This window comes from Solirubrobacter soli DSM 22325 (genome assembly GCF_000423665.1).
GTDB classification, from domain to species: domain Bacteria; phylum Actinomycetota; class Thermoleophilia; order Solirubrobacterales; family Solirubrobacteraceae; genus Solirubrobacter; species Solirubrobacter soli.
Window position 1 is genome coordinate 172,952 of sequence record NZ_KE384072.1, and the last position, 22,274, is coordinate 195,225.

Sequence of the window (22,274 nt, forward strand, 5' to 3'; positions counted from 1 at the left end):
ACCCGACGGCCGTCTGCACCTCCATGGCGCGGTACGGCGATCTCTATGTGAACGATGTGACGGGTGAGCGGGCGGTGGTGCTGCGCGGCGACGAGGACGCGCCGGGCGAGCCGATGCTCGTGCACCTGCACGTGCGCCCTGGCGGCGCGGTCTCGGGCGAGCATCTGCACCCCGCGATGCAGGAGCGCTTCGAGGTGCTCAATGGTTCGCTCGCGACGCGCGTCGACGGCGTCGAGCGCAGCCTGCGCGAAGGCGAGGCGGTGACCGTCGCGGCGGGCGTGTGGCATGACTGGTGGAACGCGAGCGGCGCGCCCGTCGACGTGCTGATCGAGCTGACGCCGCCGTCGCCACGCTTCGAGCTGGCGATCGCGACCTCGTTCGGCCTCGCCAACGCGGGCCGCACGAACGCCAAGGGCGTCCCGTCGCTGCTGCAGGTGGCGCTGCTCGGCGCGGAGTTCTCCGACGTGATCGTCCGCCGCCACCCGCCGGCCTTCGTGCAGCGGCTCGCGTTCGGTGTGCTCGGCTTCGTCGCCCGTCGGCGCGGGCTGCAGGCGATCTACCCGGAGTACCTCGGCCCGCACGGCTCGGTCGAGCCGGAGCCCGACGCGCTGGCTGCCGCCGGGCTGTCGCCCATCAGCCGATAGGCACCCGCGCGCGGACGGTCGTGCCGGCGCCCGGTGGGCTCTCGACGTGCAGCCGCCCGCCGAGTGCCTCGACCCGGTCGGCGAGGCCGCGCAGGCCGCTCCCGCCGTCGGGGCTCGCGCCGCCGACGCCGTCGTCGGCGATCGCGACCGTCCCGGAGCCGACCTCGATCTCCACCTGCGTGGCCGACGCGTACTTGGCGACGTTGGCCAGCGCCTCGGCGGCGACGAAGTAGAGCGCGACCTCGACCGGCTCGGGCAGTCGCCCCTCGAGCGTGGCGTGGACCGTGACCGGCACCGGCGAGCGGGCGGCGAGCGCCTCGAGCGCGGGCACGAGCCCGCGCTCGCTCAGCACCGCGGGGTGCAGGCCGCGCGCGAGGTCACGCAGCTCCTCCAGCGCGCCCATCAGCTCCTGGATGATCGGCTCGATCCCCGCGTCCGGGCCGAGCTTGCGGGCGAGCAGGCGGAGATGGATCGCGAGGCCGACGAGGCGCTGCTGCGCGCCGTCGTGCAGGTCGCGCTCGAGCTTGCGGCGCGCGCCGTCCGCCGCTTCGACGATCCGGGCGCGCGACCGCTGGAGCTTCCCCTGCGCGTCGACGTTCGCGATCGCCTGCCCGACGAGCTCGGCGAACGCGCGCAGCCGCTCCTCGGAGTCCGCCGTGAACGGCGCGTCCGCACTGCCCGCGGCGACCGCGCCCCAGAGCTCGCCGGCGACGACGATCGGCGCGCCCACCCCCGCCCGGATACCGAGCTCGCGGACCTCCTCGACGTGCGCGCCGTCGATGCCCTCGTAGGAGTCGGTCCTCGCCGGGAGGCCGGTGCGGCGGATCTGCTCGAGCACTGTGCCGGGATCGAGGTCGATCGGCGTGGGGACCGTGAGCGCCTCGAGCCCGGGCGCCGCCCAGTCCGAGAGCACGGTGGCGACGCCGGGTCCGTCGAAGCGGGCGGTCATCGCCGCGTCGGCCTTCAGGTGGCGCGCGACCTCGCGGGTGACGAGGTCCAGGACCTCCTCCGGCGCCGCGTTGCGCGCGACGAGGGTGGCGACGCGCCGCAGCGCTTCGACCTCCTCCAGCCGCGCCTGCAGCGCGCCCTGGAGTCGTTCGTTCTCCGCCCGCAGGTCCGAGGCCACGGGCGGATCGTCGCAGACCGCTAGGTTGTGATCAGGATGCGAGACCTCCCCGTCGGAAACGAACGCACGGTGCGGGTGTACGACACCGGCGGCGAAGGCCCGGCGCTGCTGTGGCACCACGGCTCGCCCCACACCGGAGCGCAGCTGCCGCCGCTGCTCGACGCCGCCGATGCGCGCGGGCTGCGACTGGTCACCTACGCGCGACCGAGCTACGGCGGTTCGACCCCGGCTCCGGGCCGCGACGTGGCCGGCGCCGCCGGCGACGTGCGGGCGCTCGCCGACGCGCTCGGCCTCGAGCGCTTCGCGGTGATGGGCGCCTCCGGCGGCGGGCCGCACGCGCTGGCGTGCGCGGCGCTGTTGCCCGGCCGGGTCACGGCCGCAGTGGTCCTCGCCTCCCCCGCGCCCTACACCGACGCGTTCGACTGGTTCGCCGGAATGCACGACCCGAGCAGCCTGCGGGCGGGCCTGGCCGGCCGCGAGGCCCGCGCCGCGCTCCCCGAGACCTTCGACCCGGAGAGCTTCACCGCCGCCGACTGGGCCGTGCTCGAGGCCGAGTGGGCGCCGCTCGGCCAGGACGCGTTCGCCGCCGGCCAGGCGGGTCCGGACGGGCTGATCGACGACGAGGTCGCGTTCGCGCATCCGTGGGGCTTCGACCTGGGGACCGTCGCGGCGCCCGTGCTCGTCGTCCAGGGCGGTCAGGACCGCGTCATCCCGCCCTCGCACGCCGACGCGCTGCTGCGCGCGCTCCCCGCGGGCGAGCTGTGGCTGCGCCCGCGCGACGGGCACGTGTCGGTCCTGCGCGCGTGCCCGGTGGCGATGGACTGGATATTCAGGGAGCGCTGAAGCGCAGGGCGCCGTCCTCGAGGGCGCCGTGGCGGATCGTCACGACGTCCTGCGCGTAGCTCATCCCGAGCCGCCAGGGGGCGTGTGAGCCGCCCTTGGGGAACAGGTGCAGCGAGCGCTGGACGTAGCCCGCGCTGAAGTCCAGCAGCGGGCGCGGCTCCACCGACGGGTCGTCGTCGACCGGCATGCACTGCCGGTAGCCATTGTCGTCCATGTGGGTGAGCAGGCGGCAGACGTACTCGGCGACGAGGTCGGCCTTCAGGGTCCAACTCGCATTGGTGTAGCCGATCGTGAACGCGAAGTTCGGGACGCGGCTGAGCATCATGCCCTTGTAGGCGAGGTGCTCGGGGAGTGACACCGGCGCGCCGTCGACGCTCAGCTCGATGCCGCCGATCGCCAGCAGGTTCAGCCCGGTCGCGGTGACGATGACGTCGGCGTCGAGCGCGGCGCCGGACTCCAGCAGCACGCCGGTCTCCGTGAAGCGCTCGATGCGGTCGGTGACGATCGACGCGCGGCCGGCCTTGAGCGTGCGGAAGAGATCCCCGTCGGGCACGAAGCAGAGGCGCTGGTCCCAGGGCCCGTAGGTCGGGTTGAAGTGGGTGTCGACGGCATAGCCGACCGGGAGCTGCTTGACCGCGCCGCGCCGCAGCAGCGAGCGCATCAGCTTCGGCCGGCGCTGGCTGATCTGGTAGAGCAGCGTGGCGATCGCGACGTTCTTCCAGCGCACGATCGGGTACGCGCGGCGCGCCCCCAACAGCTTGCGGAGCAGGTCGGCGAGCGGGTCGGTGGACGGGATCGCGAGCACGTAGGACGGCGAGCGCTGCAGCATCGTCACGTGCGCGGCCTCCTCGGCCATCGCGGGCACGAGCGTGACCGCGGTCGCGCCGCTGCCGATCACCAGCACGGACTTGCCCTCGTAGTCGAGGTCGTCCGGCCAGAACTGCGGGTGCACGAGCGCACCCGCATAGCGGTCCAGGCCGGGCCAGTCAGGCCGGTAGCCCTCGTCATAGCGGTAGTAGCCGCCGCACACGTAGAGGAACCCGCAGGTGACATCGGGGCGACCGTCGAGCGACACCGTCCAGCGGGCGTCGCGGGTCGACCACGCCGCGTGCGTGACCCGGTGACCGAAGCGCACCTTGTCCTCGATCCCCGCCTCGCGGGCGGTGTCGCGCACATAGTCCAGGATCGCCGGGCCGTCCGCGATCGCCTCCGACGCCGTCCACGGCCGGAACCGGTAGCCGAGCGTGTGCATGTCCGAGTCCGAGCGCACGCCCGGGTAGCGGAACAGGTCCCACGTGCCGCCGATCGTGTCGCGCGCCTCGAAGATCGCGTACGACTTGTGCGGCAGGCGGGCCTGCAGGTGATGCGCCGCGCCGATGCCCGACAGGCCCGCGCCGACGATCAGGACGTCGAGATGCTCGTTGCTCACTTCACCCGCAGTATGCGACCCATGTGCCGATGGTACGCGTCCTTGCGGGTCGCGCCCGCCACCGACCAGTCGCTCACGTAGATCGCGCCGTCGCGCCCCACGGCGATCCCGCCCGGGAAGTGCAGCCCGGTGGCGACCGTGCTCTTGGTGCCGTCGGGGGCGATCCGGATCACGCGGCCGGGGCGGAACTCGGTCGCGTACAGCGCGCCGTCCGGCCCGCCCGCCACCGCGCTGACGGTGGTGAGCCCCGTCGCGAGCAGCGTCGGCGCGCTGCCCGGCACCACGCGCCAGATACGCGCGTCGTGGCCCGCCTGCTGGTTGCCGGTGTACTCGCCGACGTAGAGCGCGCCGTCCGCGCCCGCGGTCAGCGCCGCCGGGACGGACTGCCCGTCGGCCGCGGTGTGCGGGAAGACCGCGATCGTCTTCACGTCGGAGCCGCGCACCTCCAGCAGCGTGTTGGCGGCGGAGTCGCTCACGTAGATCGCATCGCCGAGCGCGGCGACGCCGTACGGGTTGGAGACCTTGCCCTCGCCGTCCGGATCGTCGCGGTACTCGACCGCGGAGATGTCCGGACCGACGGTGCGCTTGCCGCCCGGAGTGACGAACACGAGCCGCCCCGCCTGGCCGCGGACGGCCTTCGGCACCTGCCGCGGCGGACGGTTCGGCGCGTCGTTGAACTCGGCCGAGATCGCGGTCGCCAGGCGCCCGTCCGGCAGCAGCGTGAGCTGGTCGGCGCCGAGGGAGAAGAACCCGTCGGGCACGCCGCGCATCGAGAGCAGCCCACCGGTGACGCGCTTCACGTGGCCGCCGGCGACGCGGACGATGCTTCCGGTCGCGCCGAAGCAGCCTTCGAAGTTGCACTGCTTGCCGCCGCTGCCGACGAGCGTGGCGTAGAGCGTCCCGTCCGCCGCGATCGCGAGTCCGCGCGGGCGGGAGAGGTGGTCGGCGACCACGGTCGCGGCCTGCGCGGGGGCGGCGAGGAGCGCCAGAGCGAGCGCGGTGAGGGCGGCGAGGCGGGTCACGGCGCGACTCTAACGGCGCGGGTGAGTCGGCTGCGTTTCGTTTTCCGAACGCAGCCGACTCACCTCGACGCGAGCGGGGCGCGACGGCCGAAGCCGCCGCGCCCCGCTCGATCACGGCGTCGTGGTGGACAGGGTGAACGTCAGCGTCTTCGAGTAGCTGCCGGTGCGCAGCGCGTCGGAGGCGCCGATCGCTTGCTCGAAGGACACCGTGACCGCGTCGTTGGACTTCGGTCCGGCGTAGGTGAGCAGCGTGGTCGGACTGGCCGAGCCGCCGACGGCCGCGAACGCACCGCCGGCGCCACCCGCGCTCGCCGCCTTCGCCCGGAGGGCCTGCGGCAGCGAGAACGTCCCGTTGACCAAGCGGCCGGTGGCGAGAGAGCTCGGGTCGGAGACGCTCAGCGTCGCGTCACCCGCGGTCGAGATGACGTTGGCGGTCGTCGCCGCGGTGTACGTCTTGGCGACGCCCGGGGTGAAGGCCCCGAAGCCCGCCGGCGTACCCAGCGAGAGCGACAGCGTGGCGGGCACCGACGCGCCCGCGCTCTGGTCGGCGGTGACCTTCTGGACCGTGATGCCGTTGCCGCCGAACTCGGCCCAGTTGAGGTTGAACAGGTTGCCGCCCGTCGCGCCACCGGTCACCGCACGGAACACGAAGAACAACTCGTGCTTGCCCGCCAGCGAGATCGGGAACGTCTGCGTCGACCAGACCGCCGCGGCGGTCGTGCTGCCGGTCGACGTGAGGTTCGCCGTGGTCACGATCGGCCCGGTGATCGAGTCGGCGCGGACCTCGATCGCCGCCAACGGCGAGCCGACCGTGCGCGGCGTGCCGTTGGCCGCCGGTTGCACGTCCGCGACGCGGAACGACACGGTGTCGATCTGGAACAGGTTGAACGGACCGTTGAGCTGGATCCAGTCGGCCGCCGCGAGGCTGCCGCGGTGCACGCCGGCACCGTTGTCCGTGTTGGCGGCCGTGTTCGTGCCGGACTGATTGACGACGAACTCGACCTCCTGGTGCTTCTGACGGATCTGCGTCTGGCTGACCGAGCTCAGCGGCGGCGCCTGACCGCCTGAGCCGCCCTTGTCCGTGTACGTCGCGCTGATCACGCCGAAGACGTTGCCGCCGTGCGACACGTCCTGGGCGTTGGTGGGCAGCAGGCCCGTGCAGCCGGTGGCGGTGAACTCGCCGTGGCCGTGCGTGTCATGGCCGAGCACGAACGTCACCTGGACGTCGCTGCAGTTGATCGATGGATCCTCCGGGTCGGTGACGGTGACCTTGTACGCGATGTCATCGCCGAAGGCGAACGTCCCGCCCTCGATCGGCGCGTTGACCACGATCGTCGGGCTGGTGTTGCCCGCGGTGATGAGCGTGCTCGTCGCGGTCTTCTCGCCGGAGGAGTCGTAGACCGTCAGGATCGCCGTGAAGCGGCCGGCTTTGGTGTAGGTGTGCGAGGGGTTGGCCTCCGTCGACAGCGGCGAGCCGTCGCCGAAGTCCCACTCGTAGCGGATCGAGTCGCCCGGATCCTCGTCGAGCGTCCCGGCGCTGGAGAAGTTGACCGTCAGCGGCGTCGGGCCGTCGGTGCGGTCCGTGCTCAGCACGGCCTTCGGCGGCCGCTTGCCCTTGACGTAGTCCCAGCGGTAGATGCCGGCGTCCAGGTTGGGCGTGAAGAAGCCGTCGCCATAGGTCATCAGGTAGAACGAGCCGTCCTTGCCCCACTGCATGTCCATCGGGTTGTCGCACTCGAAGGCGAACGCGGTGCCACCCACGGCGCCGCAGTCGAGGAACCCGTTGATCTTGAAGACGCGATTCTGCGAGTCGAGCTTGACCTCGCGCATCGTGTCCTGCGTGAACTCGCCCAGGACCACGGAGTTGTCGTAATAGGGCGGGAACTTCTTCGCGTTCGGGTTGGCCGCGTCGAAGTGGTACTTGGCGATGCCATGCGGGCCGACGCCACCGGTGTAGAGCTCCGGGAACAGGCGCGGGCACTCGGTCGTCGAGCCGGGCGCGATCGTGCCGGGCGTCGTGTCGTAGTAGCCGCGGCACGGGGTGCCGAGCGGCTGCGTCGCGTTGTTGTCGCGGTACGAGTACCAGATGTCCGGATCGGTCACCGGGGGCAGCTCACGCAGGCCGGGCTCGATGCCAGGCCCGCCGTCGCGCACCCAGCGCGAGTCGTTGATCTGGACCGCGGCACCGCAGTCATAGGCCTCTGGCGGGGTGGTCGCCGGGATGCCGGGCGTGGTGCTGCCGGTCGGGAACTCGCTGAAGTTCCACTTGTAGTAGCCGAGCTTGGTCGAATAGCACGTCGGCCAGCCGTAGTTGGCGGCCTTGCGGACGATCTCGTAGCGACCCGTGCCGGCCGGCCCGCGTGAGCGCTGCTGGACCTGGGAGTCCGGCGAGTAGTCCGACACGTAGGCCACATCGTTCTCGTCGACCTGCAGGCGGAACGGGTTGCGGAAGCCCATCGCGTAGATCTCGGGACGGGTCTTCGGCTGCGCCGCGCCGTTGACGACCGGGAACAGGTTGTTGGCCGGGATCGTGTACGCGCCGGTGCCGGAGCCGAGATCGGCCTTGTTGGCATCGGCGGCGGCGATGTTGTCCTTGACCTTGATGCGCAGGATCTTGCCGCGCAGGTCGTTGGAGTTCGCCGCGCCGCGGCGGGTGTCGCCGATCGGGTCCTGGAAGTTGCCGCCCCGCGTGGTTGTCGCGGTCGCGACCGTCCCACCGGTCAACGCGGCGCCGTCGGCGGTGATCTGGTTCTGGTCGGACTGCTGCTTGCCGCGGCGGAAGAACACGTTGACGTTGGCGGTCTGGACCGGGCCGCCGCTGGTCTGGATCTCGTTGGCGTCGATGTTCGAGAGGTCCTCGAGCGCCGTGTCGATCTGCGCCGCGGTGGCGTTGAACGGCAGCGCCGCCGTGGTCTGGCCGTTGAACGTCAGCGTGAACGTGCCCGCGGTCGCGCCGGTGACGCGGACGGTCTGCTGCTCGTCGGTCAGCTGGTCGTTGAACGGGCCGAAGCCGCCGGCGTTGATGCCGCCCGCCTCGTTGTCGTCGCCGGTCGGCATCCACAGGTTGCCGTGCTTGTCGAAGTCGATGTCACCCGCGACGTGGCAGCAGCGCTGGCGGTTGTCGGACACGCGCAGGATCTGCTGCTCGGAGTTGAGGTCCAGGTACGGCGGGTTGACGCCGTCCTCGACGAGCTTGAAGCGGCTCAGCTGGTTGTAGCCGATGTACGGATCCCACGCCGTGAGCGACGGGGCGTTGTTCGGCGGGGTCGTGTTCGGCGTCGTCTGGGTGACGATCTCGCCGGTCGAGAGCTTGACGTTCGTGACCGTCTGCGGCGCGTAGTAGAGGTAGATCCAGTGGTTGGTGGCGAAGTCGTTGTCGACCGCGCCGCCGTACATGCCCGTCTCGGCGTTGTTGTAGTAGACGCGCTGGGTCTGCGGCACCGCGGTGCTGCTGAAGTCGGCGACGATCGTCGTCGTGCCCTTGACCGGGTCGTGCAGGCGCACGGTGCCGGGGCGACCGGTCTGGATGATGCGGCCGTCGGGCAGCTGGTCGAACGAGATCGGCTCGTTGACGTTCGGCGGCGCCGAGATCTTGATCTGCTGGTAGTTCTTGAGCACCGTCGCGCCGCAGTCGCTGTAGACCGGGTCGCTCTGGCCCGTCGCCCAGCTGATCGCGCCCTTGAGATGGCTGGAGAGCGTGGCATCGAACGCGGCGGGGGTGTTGCCGAGCGCGGTGTAAAACGAGCGGCCGCCCTGGTAGTCCTTGCACCAGGAGATCGGGTGGTTGGAGCCCATCGTGCCGCCCGCGATGCCATCGAGCGTGTTGCCCTGCGGCTGCGCGCTGAACGGGTCCTCGACGACGGTGTCGAGCACATGCGAGACGCCGCGGACGTTGGTCGAGAAGTTGTAGAAGTTGTCGGTGCGGTCCCAGTACTCGGGCAGGCTCTTGCTCGCGTCGTGGACGCGGTCGAACACCTTCAGCGTGCCGGTCTGGACGTCGGTGCGGCTCGAGGCGCGCGTGCCGAGCAGGTTGGTCAGGAACGTCCACGGCGAGTCGGTCTCCACCGCCGAGCCGACGCCGACGAAGCCGCCGCCCTTGCGGAAGTACGCCTCGAAGTTCGCGCGCTGGGCGTCGTTGAGCGGGCTGGCGATGCCCGTGTTGAGGAACACCACCGCCCGGTAGGTGTCCAGGTTCGCCGGGGTGAACTGCGCTCCCACGTCGGCGGGAGCCGGGGCGGTGACGGTGTAGTTGCCGCTCGCCGCGCCGGACTGGATCGACGCGATGCCGGCGGCTGACAACGCGTCCTGCGTGCTCGTCACGACGAGCACCTTCGCGGGTTCGGCGGGTGCCGCCTTGATCCGCTTGGCCTGCGCTGTGGCAGGCACGAGCAGAGCCAGACTCAGCAGAGCCAGGCCCGTGCTTCTCCTCCTCATGTGGACTCCTTTTGTCCTGCGAGTGACCCTATTCGGCTCCGTCCCAATGCTCCACGGAACGGCGCCTTCCGACCCCCACAGGGGACCCCTCCGTCCACTTCGTCGGGTCCCCGCACGAATCTCTCACGAACCAGTCATCCGCGTCAAGCGCAATCTCGCCGCCGGTCGGGTCGCTAGAACACGTGGGGCAATGAGCGACGTTCCGACCGTCCTCCTGTTGCACGGGATGCAGTCCAATCGCGCCACCTGGTGGCGGGTGGGACAGGACCTCACCGACCTGGGCTGGCGTGTGCTCGCCGTCGATCTGCTCGGCTACGGCGGGCGGGTCGGCCCGCGGTCGGCGACCGTGGAGACGATGGCCAATGACGTGCTCACCCAGGTGCACGGCCAGCGCGTCGACCTGATCGTCGGCTACTCGCTCGGCGCGATCGTCGGGCTCAAGCTGGTCGGGCTGCGGGCCGGGCGGGTGCGCGGGATCGCCCTGGAGGACCCGCCGGCCGCGAACGGCTCACTCGATCTCGGGCTCATCGCCACGAGGCTCGAGGCCGCGGTCGCGCGCTCGCACGCCGACCCCGAGGCGGAGGTCGCCGGCCTGCTCGCGTCGCACCCGTTGTGGGCCACCGACGATGCGCGGCGGCTGGTCCAGAGCCAGCGCTCGCTCGACGTCGAGCACGTCGGCGCGTTCCTGCGCGCCAACCACTGGGACCTGCCAGAACTGGTCGCCGCCAGCCCGGTTCCGGTCCACCTCCTCACCGCGGCACTCGAGAGCGAGAGCGCGCTGTTGGAGCCCGACCGCGGAACGCTGCTGTCGACGCTGCCGCCCGAGCGGGTGAGCCGGATCACCGGCGGGCACACGCTGCACCGCGACCGCCCGGCGCTGTGGCTCAACGCGGTGTTGACGTTCGCCGAGTCGCTCGGCCTGCGCGCGCCCGTCCGCGCCTGACGTCGAGCCGGCACATCAGCGAGCGAACGCGAGGCGGGCGGTGCCGAGGAGCTGGCCGCCGTCGAGTGGGCGGATCGGCAGGAGGTTGATGAACAGCGCGATCGCGTTGAAGCCGATGGTGTAGGCCGCAACCCGGTCGATCGCGAGGGCGAGCGCCGTGCCCTCCTCCACGACGTTGCCGAGGGCGCCCGACGCGAGGACCGCGGCGATCAGGACGGCGAGCGTCGCCGCCGGGCCCGCCGCGATGATCAGCGCGTGCCGGCCGGGACGGATCCGGCCGTCGTCGTCGAACTCGACGAACCCGCCGAACAGGTTGAGCTCGATCGCGGTCGGGTGGGCGCCGAGCGCGCGGCCGGCGAACAGGTGGCCGAGCTCGTGGATGAGGATCGAGAGGGCGAACGCCAGCACGACGCCGAGCCCCACGAGCAGCACGTAGCCGGGGCCCGGGGTCGTCTTGATGACGTCCAGCGTCCCGTACCGGTCCAGCCAGGCCGCGGCCGCTTCAAGGTCGCCGCGCGGCATCGGCGGCGTCGGCGCGATCCGCATGTCGTCCAGCCCGCGCGTCGCGCGGTAGGCGGCGAACAGCGCCACGACGACGAACAGCGGCGAGACGCGCAGCGGCACGCCCGCGATCCGCAACTGAGGTCCTCCCGGCCAGAGCTCCATCGGGGCCCGTATCGGCGCGAGCCCCGCTGGAGTTGACACGTTGGCGCTACGTCTGGACGCGGGACCGCGCGGCGGCCAGGAGCCCGGCCCCGAGCACCATGACCGCGTTGAACGCGGCGACGAACATCGCGACACGTTCGATCGCCACGCCCGTGATCGAGTCGTCGGGGGCCGCGCGGGCGACCGCGACGCTCGTCAGGAGGAGCGCCAGCGACGCGGCCGACCCGGCGGCGGCAGCGGCCCTACCAGCGGCGGCTCTGCCGGGGGCGGGCGGTGCGGCAGGGCCGTGGGCGCAACCGCCCGCGTGGAGCGCGTGGGCGGCGCGCTGGTGGGCCGCGAACGAGAGCACGAACAGCACGGTGACCGCGACGCCGGTGGCCACGACGTGCGCGGGCGACGGCGTGGCGAACCAGAGGTAGGCCGCCACCAGGTCGCCCTCTTGCGAGCTGCTCAGCAGTGTCGGGGGCAACGACCGCATCGTGACCTCCGTGAGCCCGCTCGCCGCCTGCCAGCCCGCCACGGGCGCGACGACGACCAGCGGCGGCGGGATGCGCATACGGGCGTATCGGCGGGCAGCACGCCGACTATGAGCGGGCCTGCCGCGCTGTGGACGCGCTACGCCGGTTGTGCCACCTGCGCCGGGGCGAGCGCGAAGTCGTAGGTCACGGTGCCGTCGACGGGCGTGACCACGAGGTCCTCCTTGACGGCGCCGGCGACGTCGCCGTCGAGGTACTCGCCGCCCTTGAAGAACAGCTGCGTGATCAGCGGCTCGTGGCCCTCGGCGCCGACGATCAGGTGGACGTGGGCGGGCCGCCACGGGTGCCAGTCGCAGGCGGCGACCATCGCGCCGGTCGGACCGTCGTGCGGGATCGTGTACGGCGCCGGGAGGATCGTGTTGACGGTGTAGCGACCGTCGGCGTCGGTGATGACCTTGCCGCGGAAGATCCCCGCCGGAAGGTCCGGGTGAAAGCCGGAGTAGAAGCCCTCGGCGTCGGCGTGCCAGACGTCGAGCACCGCGCCGGCGAGCGGGGCGCCGTCGGCGTCGGTCACGCGGCCGGTGAGCGTCAGTGGGTCGCCGGGCTCGTCCGCGCGGCGCGGGAGCTCGAACGGCGCTTCCAGGACGGGCGCGTCGGGCAGGTGGTACGGGCCGAGGATCGTGCCCGTCGAGCCCGCGCGCCCGCGGAACGCGTTGCGCTCGACGGTCGTCTCCACGAACACGTCGAGGAACAGCGGCCACTCCCCCGCCTCGCCGACGTCGATCAGCCACTGCTTGGCCGTCGCGTACTCCTCGTAGGTCACGTCGTGCTCGACGATCACGCCGCGGATCGCGTCCAGCAGCGAGCTCACCAGGGTCTCGGCGCGGTTCATGTCTTCTCTCCTCTGTCGATCGCCGACGGGTGCCGCGCCAACGCGGTCACCCGGATGTCCATGTACGGGAAGAGCGGCAGTGCGCTCACGAGCTCATGCAGCTCGTCGGTGGAGCTGACGTCGAAGATGCTCACGTTGGCGTAGCGGCCGGCCACCCGCCACAGGTGCGCCCAGCGGCCGTCCCGCTGCAGCTCCTGCGCGTACGCCTTCTCGCGCGTCACGAGGTCCGCGCGTGCGGCCTCGGGCATGTCCGGCGGAAGGTGGACGGTCATCTCGGCCATGAAGATCATCGATCAAGCCTGAAGTGCTCGAGGCGGTCCTCGTCGAGGTCGATCCCGAGGCCGGGCCGCGGCCGCGGCGCCATGTGACCGTCGCGGATCTCCGGCGGCTCCGCCAGCAGGTCGTCGGCCAGGTCGAGGAAGTTCGTCGCCTCGGCGGGTCGCCGAGCGGTGGCGCTGAACGCCGACGCGAACGTCACGGTCGCCAGCGCGCCGATCCCGCCCTCGTACTGCGAACCGACCACGACGGGGGTCGTGCGCCCGAGCGTCAACCCGAGGATGCGGCGCGACTCGGTGAACCCGGTTCGCGCGACCTTCACGCTGACCATCCCGACCGCACCGTCGTCGAGCTCGCGGGCGACGTGGGCGAGGCTGATGCAGCTCTCGTCGCCGACCAGCGGCACGGTCCAGCGCGCGGCGAGGCGGGCGCGGCCGCGGCGGTCCTCGATCGCGATCGGCTCCTCGATCGCGGCGACGCCGAGCTCGGCCAGTTCCTCGCCCGCGCGTTGCGCCTGTTCCAGCGTCCAGCCGCGGTTGGCGTCGACGTAGAGCTCGGCGTCCGGCAGTGCTTCGCGGATCGCCTTCGTGGCGGCGACGTCGGTCTCGACCTCGCGCCCGACCTTGACCTTGAACGTCCGGATGCCGTGCCGCTCGTGCATCGCGACCGCCTCCTCGGCCATGGCGTGCGGCTCGTCGAAGCTGACCATGTGGGCGACGGGCACCGCCGGCGCGAAGCCGCCCAGCAGCGCCGCGCAGGGCGTGCTCAGGAGCTGGCCGACGAGGTCCCAGACCGCGAGGTCGATGGCGCCGCGCGCGACCCGGTCGCCGGGCGTCCCGCCGCAGCGCGCGTCGATCAGCTCGGTGGCGAGCGGATCGATGCCCTCGAGCGCGGGGCCGAGCCGGTGGCGGATCGCCGCGACGATCGTCGCCTGCGTCTCGCCGTAGGTGTACGGGCGCGGCTGCGCCTCGGCCTGCCCGACCAGCCCTTCGCCGGCGTGCACGCGCACGAGCACGTTGTCCGCCCGTTCGACCGCGCCCGAGGCGAACCGCCCCGGCACGCGGTAGGGCACCGAGTAGGGGATCGCCTCGACCTTGGTGATGGTCGCGGTGCCGCGTGCGGCTACCAGCCCCATGTCTGCTCCAGGTCCGCCTCGTGCGGGGAGACGCGGCCGAAGACGCCGCGGTGGAACAGCAGCGGCTCGCCCCGGCGGGAGTCGAGATGCTCGACGTGGCCGAGGTAGAGCGTGTGGTCGCCCGCCTCATGGCAGGCGTGCAGGCTGCAGCCGACGTGGGCGATCGCGCCGCGCACGAGCGGGACGTCGCCTTCGTGGACGAACAGCTCGCCGGGCTCCGCGAGGGGGCGACCAGCGAAGTGCCAGGCCGTGCGCTCCTGGTCGCAGCCGAGCACCGAGACGCCGAAGCGGCGGGTGTCCGGCAGCAGGCGGTGCATCTTCGCGCGGTGGTCGATCGAGACGAGCACCAGCGGCGGGTCGAGTGACACCGACGTGAACGCATTGGCGGTCATCGCGTGGATCTCGCCCTCGCGCTCGGTGGTGACGACGGTCACGCCGGTGCAGAAGCGGCCCAGCGTCCGGCGCAGGTCGGCGGGGGCGACGGTCGTCTCAGGCGGCATGCGCCACCGCCAAGCGCGCACGCAGCGTGCTCGAGCTGATCTTCTCCCGCCGGCCGACCTCGTGGAGCAGCGGGACGGTCTCGACGTCCACGCCGAGTGCGCGGATCGCGTCCGGCGTCCCCTCGCGGCCGCGGCCAAGCGCGAAGTCCTCACCCACCACGAGCGCGCGCATGCCGAGGTGGTCCACGAGGTGCTCGACGAACTCCGCCGCGGGCATCCCCATCAGCGCACGCGTGAACGGGACGACCACGACGTCGTTCGCGCCCGCGCGCTTGAGGCGGATCACGCGCTCGTCCAGACCGCAGAGGTCCGGGAGGCCAGGCGGCTTGGCGACCGCGTCGGGGCGGGGCGAGAACGTGACAGCGGTGAGCGGCAGCCCGCGCGAGCGAGCGACGTGCGCCGCGCGGGCGACGAGCGTCCGATGGCCGCAGTGCACGCCGTCGAACGTGCCGGCCGTCACCACACATGGGGTGTGGTGAGTTCTGAAGAGGCGCTCGATCACGACAGGAAGCGGTTGACGTCCGTCGGGTTGATCAGGTCGGGCGCGGTCCAGCCGTCGAGGTCGTACTCGGCCATGCAGGTCTCGGCGAAGCCCTTGTAGGCGTCGGCCTGGCCGGTCGCCTGGGCGTTGAGCAGCACCTCGAGGCGGATGTTCTCGTGGTTGCCCGCGTAGTTGCGCTCGTAGAGCTCGTGGCGGCCGCCGAACTCGGTGCCGACGGCGTCCCAGATCAGCTTCATCAGCTTCACGCGCTCGACCGAGTCGTAGCCGTTGGAGCCGCGCACGTAGCGGTCCAGCAGCGGCCGCATGTCCTCGTTCTTGAAGTCGACGGCGTGCGAGTTCATGTAGATCAGCGCGCTGCCGAGGTCCTGCTCGATGATCTCCTTGATCCGCGGGTAGGCCTGGGTGGCGAAGACGCGGTAGCTCAGCCCGTAGTCGAGCTTCGGCAGCACCGTCCCGCCCGCCCACTCGTCCGGCGTGCGCGCCATCGCGTCCGTCAGGCCCCAGAAGAGGTTGCGCCACGCGAGCACCTCGCCCACGCGGGCCTGGACGCCGCGGAAGTCCTTCGCGCCTGTGGCATCGACGCCCTTGAGCAGCAGGCCGGCGATGAAGTCGAGCTTGACCGCGAACCGCGTGCAGCCCTGGAAGGTGAAGCGGGGGATGAACCCGCTGGCCGGGAAGAACGCGTTGATCTTGTCGACGTCGCCGTAGACGAAGACGTTCTCCCACGGGATCAGGACGTTGTCGAAGATCAGGATCGAGTCGTTCTCGTCCAGCCGGCTCGACAGCGGGTAGTCGAACGGCGAGCCCATGACCTCGGCGGTCATCTCGTACGACGGGCGTGAGATCAGCTTCAGCCCTGGCGCGTTCATCGGGACCGCGAAGATCAGCGCGAACTCCTTGGTCTTGATCGGCGCGGCGCCGTAGTGGGCGACGAAGTTGTAGTTCGTCAGCGCGCTGCCGGTCGCCACGACCTTCGCGCCCGAGACGATCAGCCCGTTGTCGGTCTCGCGCTCGACGTGCACGTACACGTCGCGCACCTCGTCGATGCCACGGTCACGGTCGATCGGCGGGTTGACGATCGCGTGGTTGAAGTACAGGCAGCGCTCCTGGGAGTCCTTGTACCAGCGGTGCGCGTTCTCCTGGTAGGGGTCGTAGAACTCGGCGTTGGCGCCGAGCGTGGCCAGGAAGCTCGCCTTGTAGTCGGGAGAGCGACCCATCCACCCGTAGGTCAGCCGCGCCCACTGGGCGATGGCGTCGCGGTCGGCGACCTGGTCGGCCGCGTTGCGCGGCGCGCGGAAGAAGCGGTGGGTGAACCCGCCGTTGCCCGTGTCGGTCGGGCACGTGAGCACGTCCGCGTGCTGCGGATCGTGCAGCGCGTCGTAGAGCCGGGCGACCATGCGCGTCGCGTTGCGGAACGCCGGATGCGTGGTGACATCGGCGACGCGCTCGCCATACGCGTAGATCTCGCGTCCGTCACGGATGCTCTCGAGGTACTCCGCGCCCGTCATCGGCAGCACGGTGGCGGGAGCCTGTGTCTCAACGGCCATCTCTCTCCTTCGAATCGCCTGGCCGAGGAAACTACGGTCGATTGTGTAACGACTCAAGACGAATCTGCAACGGATTGAGACCGAAACTGCAACAATTCTGCGGAGTCATGGAGCTCCGACACCTGCGAGCGTTCGTCGCGGTCGCCGAGGAGCGGCACTTCGGCCGCGCCGCCGACCGCCTGCACATGGCCCAGCCGCCGCTCTCGCAGCAGATCCGGCGTCTGGAGGCAGAGCTCGGCGTCGAGTTGCTGCACCGCACGACGCGGCGGGTCGAGCTCGCGCCCGCGGGCGAGGTGCTGCTCGACCGCGCCCGCTCGATCCTCGCCGACGCCGACGCCGCCGCGGAGGACGCACGCCGCGCCGCGGGAGGCGAGGTCGGCCGGCTCGCGATCGGCTTCACCGGGTCGGCGACGTACGCGCTGCTTCCGTCGCTCGCGACCGCGTTGAGAGATCGGCTGCCGGGCGTCGAGCTCGAGCTGCGCGGTGAGCTGCTCACCCCGGCCCAGGTGAGCGGGCTGCACGACGAGACGCTGGACATCGCGCTGCTGCGGCCGCCGGTCCGCGACCGCGCGCTCGCGCTCGAGGTCGTCCGCTCCGAGCCGCTGGTCGCCGTGCTGCCGGAGCGTCACCCGCTGGCGGCACTCGACGCGGTCCCGGTCGCGCGCCTGGCGACCGAGCCGTTCGTGAGCTACCCCTCGCACTTCCGCTCGACCCTGCACGACGCGGTCGAGGACGCGTGCGCCGCCCACGGCTTCGCCCCGATCGTCGCGTTGGAGGTCTCGGAGACCGCGACGCTCGTGTCGTTCGTGGCGGCGGGCATCGGGGTGTCGCTCGTGCCCGAGTCGGTGATGCGGCTGACGGTCGCGGGCGCGATCTACCGGCCGCTGGCCGATGAGCCGGCGCGGGTCGAGCTCGCGCTCGCCCACCGGCGCGGCGACGAGAGCCCGGTGCTCGCGAGGGCGCTCGAGATCGTGCGCACGACGCTCAAGTAGGGGCGACGAGCGCGAGCGCCATCAACGCCGCGGTGATCGCGACGGTGCCGATCGGTATCCAGCGCCGCCGTCGCCAGCGCGGCCGATGACCGCTCCCCGCGTAGCCCAGGCACGCGACGGCGCCCGCGAGCAGCAGCGCGTCCATCGAGGCCATCGTGAGCGCCCAGAAACTCCAGTCCACGACCTCGCCCCACGTGTCCGGGTGCACGCAGCACGGGTCCCCGTCGCTGATCAACGGGTCGGGCCGCTGGGCGGCGATCACCGCGCTCAACATCACCCACAGCGCGCCGTAGAGGGAGAGCAGGACCGCCCCGAGGCCGACGAATGCGCTGACGAGGCGTCCCATCGGCGCCACCGTAGGGCGCGCGTGTCGAGACGTCTCGCACGCGCCGTGCGCATTCCGTGCAGACAGCTACGCGAACGATGCCGCCATCATCAGCGCCAGGCCGCCGGCGGCGAGGATCGGCAGCCAGCGAAGGCTGCGCCAGCGCGGCCAGCGGCGCTCGCTCGCGTAGCCGAGGAGCGCGACGCCGCCAGCGAAGATCAGCGCGTCGGTCGAGGCCAGCGTGAGCACGATGAACAGGTCGTCGAGCACCGGCCGCTGCACGACGAACGACGCGGCGAACAGGACCCACACGGCGCCGAAGAACGAGAGCCCGACGATGGCGATGCCCGCGAGCATCGCCGACACGCGACCGACGAAGACGATCACTCCGTCAGCGTAGTCGACGTGCGATGCTCGGCGCGCGAAAGGAGGTGATACATGGCCGATCAACGCCCCGCGACCAACGAGCGGATCCTGCGGTTGCTCGAGGAAGTGCAGGCGCAGCTCGCCGAGGTCTCGCGGCAGCAGCAGGAGCTCGCCCGGGCGCTGCGCCAGCAGTAGCCCCGAATGGCTGACCCCCGGGGTGGATGGGTGGACGGGTCGGCCGCAGCGGCGTATAACCGTGCTCATGCGATCCTCATTCGCCGTCGCGGCGGTGGTCGCCGCGGCTCTCCTCGCCGTGCCGGCTGAAGCGAAGGACGGCGTGCGGGCGAAGCTCGACCGCCCGGTGGCGCTCACCGGGGCGAAGACCGTGACGGTGAAGTGGCGACTCGTCGACGAGCACGGCGAGCCCTTCAAGGCATCCGGGATCTACCTGCGCGTGTCGTCGTGCGGCCGCGCGCGCGTCGAGGTTCCGGCGAAGGCCGAAGGCGACGGCTACGTCGCACGAGTGCGCGTCCCGCCGCGCGGACTGCGGAAGCTGATCGTCGGGCTCGAAGGGTTCAAGACCGCCGACGGGCGCACGACCCGCGCGGACCGGTACTTCCAGTTCGACCCGCCGCTCGCGCGCGACTGCCGCTAAGAGGCGGTCTCGAGCGGGATCGGGTTCGGGTGCGCCCGCGCCCACTCGACCACGTGGTCGAGGAGCCGGCCGTACAGCGCCTCGTCGGTCTCGGGGTGCTCGAAGTCGAGGATGCGGTCGATGTCGGCATTGATCTCGTCCTTGACCGCGCGGTCGAACAGCGAGGACGCGGTGAGCCGGTCGCGGACGAACTCGGCGAGGCGCTCGAAGTCCTCGTTCCAATGCGCATTGCCGTGGCGCCGGGCCTCGTCGGCGAGCTTCTCGACGGCGCGGATCAGCTCACCCTGTTCGGTCTCCGCCCGCCCGCTGCGCGGGACGTAGCGCCTGAACAGCTCCGCGGCCTCTTCCCGGTAGCGCATGGCCCGGGAATGTACGTGGGAACACCCCGGTGAGGTGTTCCCACGCAGTGACCGTCGGAGCCCTGACGCGGCGTCGTCAGCTGAGGACGCGGCCGAGCGTGTCGAGCTGCTGCGCGAACTGGCGCTTCAAGGTCCGGCCGAGGACGGGCTGCAGCAGTCGCATCGCGCCGCCGAGCTCGCCGTAGGCGCGGAAGCGCATGCGGGTGCCGTCGCCGTCGGGGTCGAGCGTGATCCGCAGGTGCACGGGCGTGCCCTCGACCACCCGCAGCGCGAACACGCGCCCCGGCTCGAACTCGGAGACCTCGACGACGGAGGCCACCTCCTTCCCACCGGGCATCCGGTGGACCTCGCGCAGGCGGGTCCCGACGGCCATCGGACCGTCGGGCACGGAGGAGACGGTGTTGGTCTGCCAGGTCGGCAGGCGCTCGGGGTCGCTCACGTAGTCGAAGACGTCGGTGGGCGAGCGGTCGAAGCGGGACTCGAGGGTGAAGTCGATCATGGGGAGGGTTCCTTGACGAGGTTCCACCAGGCGGCGAAGGCCGTCCGGCGCCAGCGATCGCCGGTGTCCTCACCCGCGAACACGCGTGCGAGGAACGGGCCGGCGAACAGGTCGAGAGCGGTGACCGGCTCGAGGTCACGGCGGATGTCCCCGCGCGTTCGACCGCGCTCGATCAGCGCCAGGCCGACGTCGCGGCGGGGGAGCAGAACGGTGCGGCGGAACGCCGCGATCAGCTCTGGATGACGCCGATGCTCGGCCATCAGCCCGCCGATCAATGCGACGTAGGCGGCGCCGTCGGCGGGGAAGCCGAGCTCGACCGCCTGCCAGAGCTCGGCGCGCGTGTCGCCGAGGTCCGGCACCGACAGGACCGGCAGCTGGGCGGCGATCACGGCGGCGACGAGTGCGGGCTTGTCGGCATGGCGACGGTAGATCGCCGGCTTGCCCACGCCCGCCTCGGCCGCCACCGCCTCGATGGTCATCCCGGCGAAGCCGGCGGTCGTCAGCAGGCGCAGGGTCGCGGCCTCGATCGAGCGGTCCACGGCTGGGTCACGTGTGCGAGCCATAACGTGACGACAACGTTACGGTATGTCGACTCCGCCGACATCAGGGCGAAACCCTGATTCGCCCGATTCGGGCGATGCGATCTCGCTCCACTCTCAATAGCGTCGGCGCATGATCGGACGAGCGCTCTTGATCGCCGCGGCCGTCGCCGCCCCTGCACAGGCGCAGGACGCGCCCCCGCGGCTGGCAGCGCCCGCCGACTGCCCCATGAACCCGAACTGCGTCCCCGGGCTCAAACGCAGCTACGACGTCGACGCGACGCCGCACCTGGTCAAGCTGACCGACCCGGACGCCGGGATCCAGGCGCTCGACGACGGCGTCGGGGAGGTCGCCGTCGCGTTCACGTCCAACCCCGCGCTCTCGCGGCCCGACATCCTCACGCTGCGCGACGACAAGCACATGGTCGGTCCCGACCGCGTCCTGCCGGTCGTGCGAACCGCGCTGCTCGACCGCTACGGATCGGCGCTCAGGCGGCGCCTGAACGAGACCTCACGCCTGCTCAGCACGCTCAAGCTGCGTGGCCTCAACCAGCAGGTGTTCGACGGGCGGGCGCCGGAGGCCGTGGGCGGGGAGTTCGTCGACGCCAACGGCCTCGGCGGCAACGCCAAGCGCCGGCCGGGGCCGCGGATCGTCGTCGGGTTCCAGGAGTTCGACGAGAACAAGACGCTCGCGTATCTGTACGCCGAGTCGTTGCGCGCGGACGGGTTCCGGGTCACCGTGCGCTCGGGCGGCGGCCTGCGCAAGGAGACGCTCGCTTCGCTGAAGGCGGGCCGGATCGGCATGTATCCCGCATACTCGGGCTCGCTGCTCGAGTACCTCGGCGGGAAGACGCTGCGGAGCGCGCTCGCGAAGCTGCGCGCCGAGCCGCTGCAGCAGTCGCGCGCGCAGAACCGCAACGCGTTCGCGATGAAGAAGGACCGCGCGGCCGCGCTCGGGATCCGGACGCTCTCCGACCTCGCGCGCGTCTGGAAGGCCGCGTCGCTAGGCCGCTTCGATCGCCTCGCGGGCCAACGACCGGAGCGCCGCCAGGCGCTCGGCCGGGTGCAATGAGCGGGCGTACTCGTGCGCGTCGGCCTCGCCGGCGATCCGCAGGACCTTGCGCGAGCGCTCCGTTGCGGAGTGGAAGAGGAACGCGCCGAGGATGTAGCCGTCGACGTCGGCGTCGCTGATCCGCGACACGGCGGTGCTCGACGGCGGGGCCGAGTGGTACTCCGGCTCGCGCGCGGGCTCGCTCGGGTCGTAGTCGTCGCGCTGGCGCCCCGCCTCGCGGCGCGCGGCGTCCATCTCGTCGGCGACCTGCCGGTGGTCGTCGGCGAGCGGCGGCACGTAGCCGACGCCGTACTTGAGCTCGACGCCGGTCAAGCCGCCGTTGGCGTGCTCCTCGACCAGCTCCTCGGCCTTCTCGGCGGACACGTCGCCGCGGGCGATCCCGCGGCGGACGAAGTCGGCGGCGGTGAACGAGAGGTCGCCGTTCTCGACGCGCTCGACGATCGCCTCCGGCAGCTCGAGCAGCCGCAGTGCCTTGCGCGTCCAGGCCGGCGGGGCGCCGACGATGCGCGAGACCTCCGCGGCGGTCAGGTCCGGGTCCTCGGCCATGATCAGCCGCGCGGCGCGGGCGAACGCGACCGGCTCGGGCTTGGTCTGGTGGAAGTTCTCGGCGAACTGCATCGAGAGCGCCTCGCGGCGCGAGATGCCGTCGACGACGGTGAAGCGCCACTCGGAGTCCTCGCCGTCGGCCTGGTCGAGCAGCCGCAGCGCCGCGTAGCGCCGGTTGCCGGCCAATAGCTCGTACGGGATCTCCCCGTCGCCGGTCTCGCGCACCAGCGGCGGGTGCAGGAGCCCGGTCTCGCGGATCGAGACGGCGAGTTCGTGCAGGTCCTCCAACGCGCCCGTGCGCATGTTCGTCATCACGCGCACCTCGTCGAGGCGGGCGAGGATCGGGCGGTGGGCCTTGGCGGCGGTGTCGGCGACCGGGGCGCGCCGGAGGTCCTCCCCCAGCGCTTCACGCGCCTTGCGGGCCTCCTCCTCGCGCATCTGCGCGACGGCTTCCTCGGCTTCTTGGAGCTTGTCTACGGACATCGG

Annotated in this window: 25 protein-coding genes; 7 read left to right on the top strand and 18 right to left on the bottom strand. The window is 71.7% G+C overall.

Translation table 11 applies throughout. From position 1 onward, the window contains the following. Positions 1–47 precede the first annotated feature (47 nt). Positions 48–644 (top strand): cupin domain-containing protein, encoded by a 597-nt coding sequence (locus G569_RS0139725; RefSeq protein ID WP_211233214.1) that lies wholly within the window; start codon positions 48–50, stop codon positions 642–644. Here G569_RS0139725 and G569_RS55545 read toward each other — a convergent pair. Beyond that, positions 634–1,770 carry a GAF domain-containing sensor histidine kinase gene (locus G569_RS55545; protein ID WP_053227697.1) on the bottom strand — a complete coding sequence of 379 codons (1,137 nt, stop codon included), beginning with the start codon at positions 1,768–1,770 and terminating at the stop codon, positions 634–636. The genes G569_RS0139725 and G569_RS55545 overlap by 11 nt on opposite strands. A gap of 36 nt (positions 1,771–1,806) precedes the next feature. On the opposite strand from G569_RS55545, the gene G569_RS0139735 reads away from it, so the two are divergent. After that, positions 1,807–2,613: an alpha/beta fold hydrolase gene (locus G569_RS0139735; RefSeq protein WP_037502505.1), complete on the top strand. Its 807-nt coding sequence runs from the start codon at positions 1,807–1,809 to the stop codon at positions 2,611–2,613. On the opposite strand, the gene G569_RS0139740 is transcribed toward G569_RS0139735, so the two are convergent. From G569_RS0139740 to G569_RS0139750, 3 genes are all read right to left on the bottom strand, one after another. Then, complete coding sequence (locus tag G569_RS0139740; RefSeq protein WP_028067528.1) at positions 2,600–4,042, bottom strand: flavin-containing monooxygenase; 1,443 nt, start codon at positions 4,040–4,042, stop codon at positions 2,600–2,602. The two genes, G569_RS0139735 and G569_RS0139740, sit on opposite strands and share 14 nt — an antisense overlap. Further along, positions 4,039–5,064 carry a ScyD/ScyE family protein gene (locus G569_RS0139745; protein ID WP_028067529.1) on the bottom strand — a complete coding sequence of 342 codons (1,026 nt, stop codon included), beginning with the start codon at positions 5,062–5,064 and terminating at the stop codon, positions 4,039–4,041. Before G569_RS0139745 ends, G569_RS0139740 begins: the two co-directional genes overlap by 4 nt. Before the next feature lie 111 nt (positions 5,065–5,175). Then, on the bottom strand, positions 5,176–9,450 hold the full coding sequence (locus G569_RS0139750) for a ThuA domain-containing protein (protein WP_028067530.1): 4,275 nt from the start codon (positions 9,448–9,450) through the stop codon (positions 5,176–5,178). A 238-nt stretch (positions 9,451–9,688) separates the two neighbouring features. Here G569_RS0139750 and G569_RS60015 point away from each other — a divergent pair, with 238 nt between their 5' ends. Then, positions 9,689–10,441, top strand: a complete 753-nt coding sequence (locus G569_RS60015) for an alpha/beta fold hydrolase (RefSeq protein WP_053227698.1) — start codon at positions 9,689–9,691, stop codon at positions 10,439–10,441. A 15-nt stretch (positions 10,442–10,456) separates the two neighbouring features. On the opposite strand, the gene G569_RS0139760 is transcribed toward G569_RS60015, so the two are convergent. The 8 genes from G569_RS0139760 to G569_RS0139795 are packed head-to-tail and all read right to left on the bottom strand — an operon-like array spanning position 10,457 to position 16,435. Continuing rightward, positions 10,457–11,107 (bottom strand): site-2 protease family protein, encoded by a 651-nt coding sequence (locus G569_RS0139760; protein ID WP_037502512.1) that lies wholly within the window; start codon positions 11,105–11,107, stop codon positions 10,457–10,459. 46 nt (positions 11,108–11,153) lie between these two features. Beyond that, on the bottom strand, positions 11,154–11,663 hold the full coding sequence (locus G569_RS0139765) for a hypothetical protein (protein ID WP_028067532.1): 510 nt from the start codon (positions 11,661–11,663) through the stop codon (positions 11,154–11,156). A 59-nt stretch (positions 11,664–11,722) separates the two neighbouring features. Continuing rightward, complete coding sequence (locus G569_RS55555) at positions 11,723–12,475, bottom strand: dioxygenase family protein (RefSeq protein WP_053227699.1); 753 nt, start codon at positions 12,473–12,475, stop codon at positions 11,723–11,725. Further along, complete coding sequence (catC, locus tag G569_RS0139775) at positions 12,472–12,765, bottom strand: muconolactone Delta-isomerase (protein WP_028067533.1); 294 nt, start codon at positions 12,763–12,765, stop codon at positions 12,472–12,474. Before catC ends, G569_RS55555 begins: the two co-directional genes overlap by 4 nt. Beyond that, on the bottom strand, positions 12,762–13,886 hold the full coding sequence (locus G569_RS0139780) for a mandelate racemase/muconate lactonizing enzyme family protein (RefSeq protein ID WP_037502514.1): 1,125 nt from the start codon (positions 13,884–13,886) through the stop codon (positions 12,762–12,764). Before G569_RS0139780 ends, catC begins: the two co-directional genes overlap by 4 nt. Continuing rightward, positions 13,874–14,386: a flavin reductase family protein gene (locus tag G569_RS0139785; RefSeq protein ID WP_028067535.1), complete on the bottom strand. Its 513-nt coding sequence runs from the start codon at positions 14,384–14,386 to the stop codon at positions 13,874–13,876. The genes G569_RS0139780 and G569_RS0139785 overlap by 13 nt, the downstream gene beginning before the upstream one ends. Further along, a complete protein-coding gene (locus G569_RS55560; RefSeq protein WP_306765391.1) occupies positions 14,376–14,888 on the bottom strand; it encodes a nucleotidyl transferase family protein in 513 nt (170 codons plus the stop codon). The genes G569_RS0139785 and G569_RS55560 overlap by 11 nt, the downstream gene beginning before the upstream one ends. Further along, entirely contained in the window at positions 14,885–16,435 is a 1,551-nt protein-coding gene (locus G569_RS0139795) for a 4-hydroxyphenylacetate 3-hydroxylase N-terminal domain-containing protein (protein ID WP_037502517.1), read from the bottom strand. Before G569_RS0139795 ends, G569_RS55560 begins: the two co-directional genes overlap by 4 nt. A 107-nt stretch (positions 16,436–16,542) precedes the next feature. Here G569_RS0139795 and G569_RS0139800 point away from each other — a divergent pair, with 107 nt between their 5' ends. Beyond that, positions 16,543–17,427, top strand: a complete 885-nt coding sequence (locus G569_RS0139800; RefSeq protein WP_028067537.1) for a LysR family transcriptional regulator — start codon at positions 16,543–16,545, stop codon at positions 17,425–17,427. Here G569_RS0139800 and G569_RS0139805 read toward each other — a convergent pair. Further along, the gene (locus G569_RS0139805) at positions 17,420–17,773 is read right to left on the bottom strand and encodes a hypothetical protein (protein ID WP_028067538.1); all 354 of its coding nucleotides are present in this window, start codon (positions 17,771–17,773) and stop codon (positions 17,420–17,422) included. The genes G569_RS0139800 and G569_RS0139805 overlap by 8 nt on opposite strands. 66 nt (positions 17,774–17,839) lie before the next feature. After that, entirely contained in the window at positions 17,840–18,139 is a 300-nt protein-coding gene (locus tag G569_RS0139810; RefSeq protein WP_028067539.1) for a hypothetical protein, read from the bottom strand. Positions 18,140–18,190: 51 nt separating this feature from the next. Between G569_RS0139810 and G569_RS66210 the strand changes: the two genes are divergently transcribed. Next, on the top strand, positions 18,191–18,313 hold the full coding sequence (locus G569_RS66210) for a hypothetical protein (RefSeq protein ID WP_306765392.1): 123 nt from the start codon (positions 18,191–18,193) through the stop codon (positions 18,311–18,313). 67 nt (positions 18,314–18,380) lie between these two features. Next, on the top strand, positions 18,381–18,773 hold the full coding sequence (locus G569_RS0139820; protein ID WP_037502521.1) for a hypothetical protein: 393 nt from the start codon (positions 18,381–18,383) through the stop codon (positions 18,771–18,773). On the opposite strand, the gene G569_RS0139825 is transcribed toward G569_RS0139820, so the two are convergent. The 3 genes from G569_RS0139825 to G569_RS55565 form a co-directional block, all read right to left on the bottom strand. Further along, positions 18,770–19,132: a hypothetical protein gene (locus tag G569_RS0139825; RefSeq protein WP_028067541.1), complete on the bottom strand. Its 363-nt coding sequence runs from the start codon at positions 19,130–19,132 to the stop codon at positions 18,770–18,772. The two genes, G569_RS0139820 and G569_RS0139825, sit on opposite strands and share 4 nt — an antisense overlap. Before the next feature lie 76 nt (positions 19,133–19,208). After that, on the bottom strand, positions 19,209–19,631 hold the full coding sequence (locus G569_RS0139830) for an SRPBCC family protein (RefSeq protein WP_028067542.1): 423 nt from the start codon (positions 19,629–19,631) through the stop codon (positions 19,209–19,211). Then, the gene (locus tag G569_RS55565) at positions 19,628–20,194 is read right to left on the bottom strand and encodes a TetR/AcrR family transcriptional regulator (RefSeq protein ID WP_064750567.1); all 567 of its coding nucleotides are present in this window, start codon (positions 20,192–20,194) and stop codon (positions 19,628–19,630) included. The genes G569_RS0139830 and G569_RS55565 overlap by 4 nt, the downstream gene beginning before the upstream one ends. 109 nt (positions 20,195–20,303) lie before the next feature. Here G569_RS55565 and G569_RS0139840 point away from each other — a divergent pair, with 109 nt between their 5' ends. Further along, complete coding sequence (locus G569_RS0139840) at positions 20,304–21,242, top strand: glycine betaine ABC transporter substrate-binding protein (RefSeq protein ID WP_028067543.1); 939 nt, start codon at positions 20,304–20,306, stop codon at positions 21,240–21,242. On the opposite strand, the gene G569_RS0139845 is transcribed toward G569_RS0139840, so the two are convergent. Next, positions 21,174–22,271 (bottom strand): ParB/RepB/Spo0J family partition protein, encoded by a 1,098-nt coding sequence (locus G569_RS0139845; protein ID WP_157592632.1) that lies wholly within the window; start codon positions 22,269–22,271, stop codon positions 21,174–21,176. The two genes, G569_RS0139840 and G569_RS0139845, sit on opposite strands and share 69 nt — an antisense overlap. Positions 22,272–22,274 lie beyond the last annotated feature (3 nt).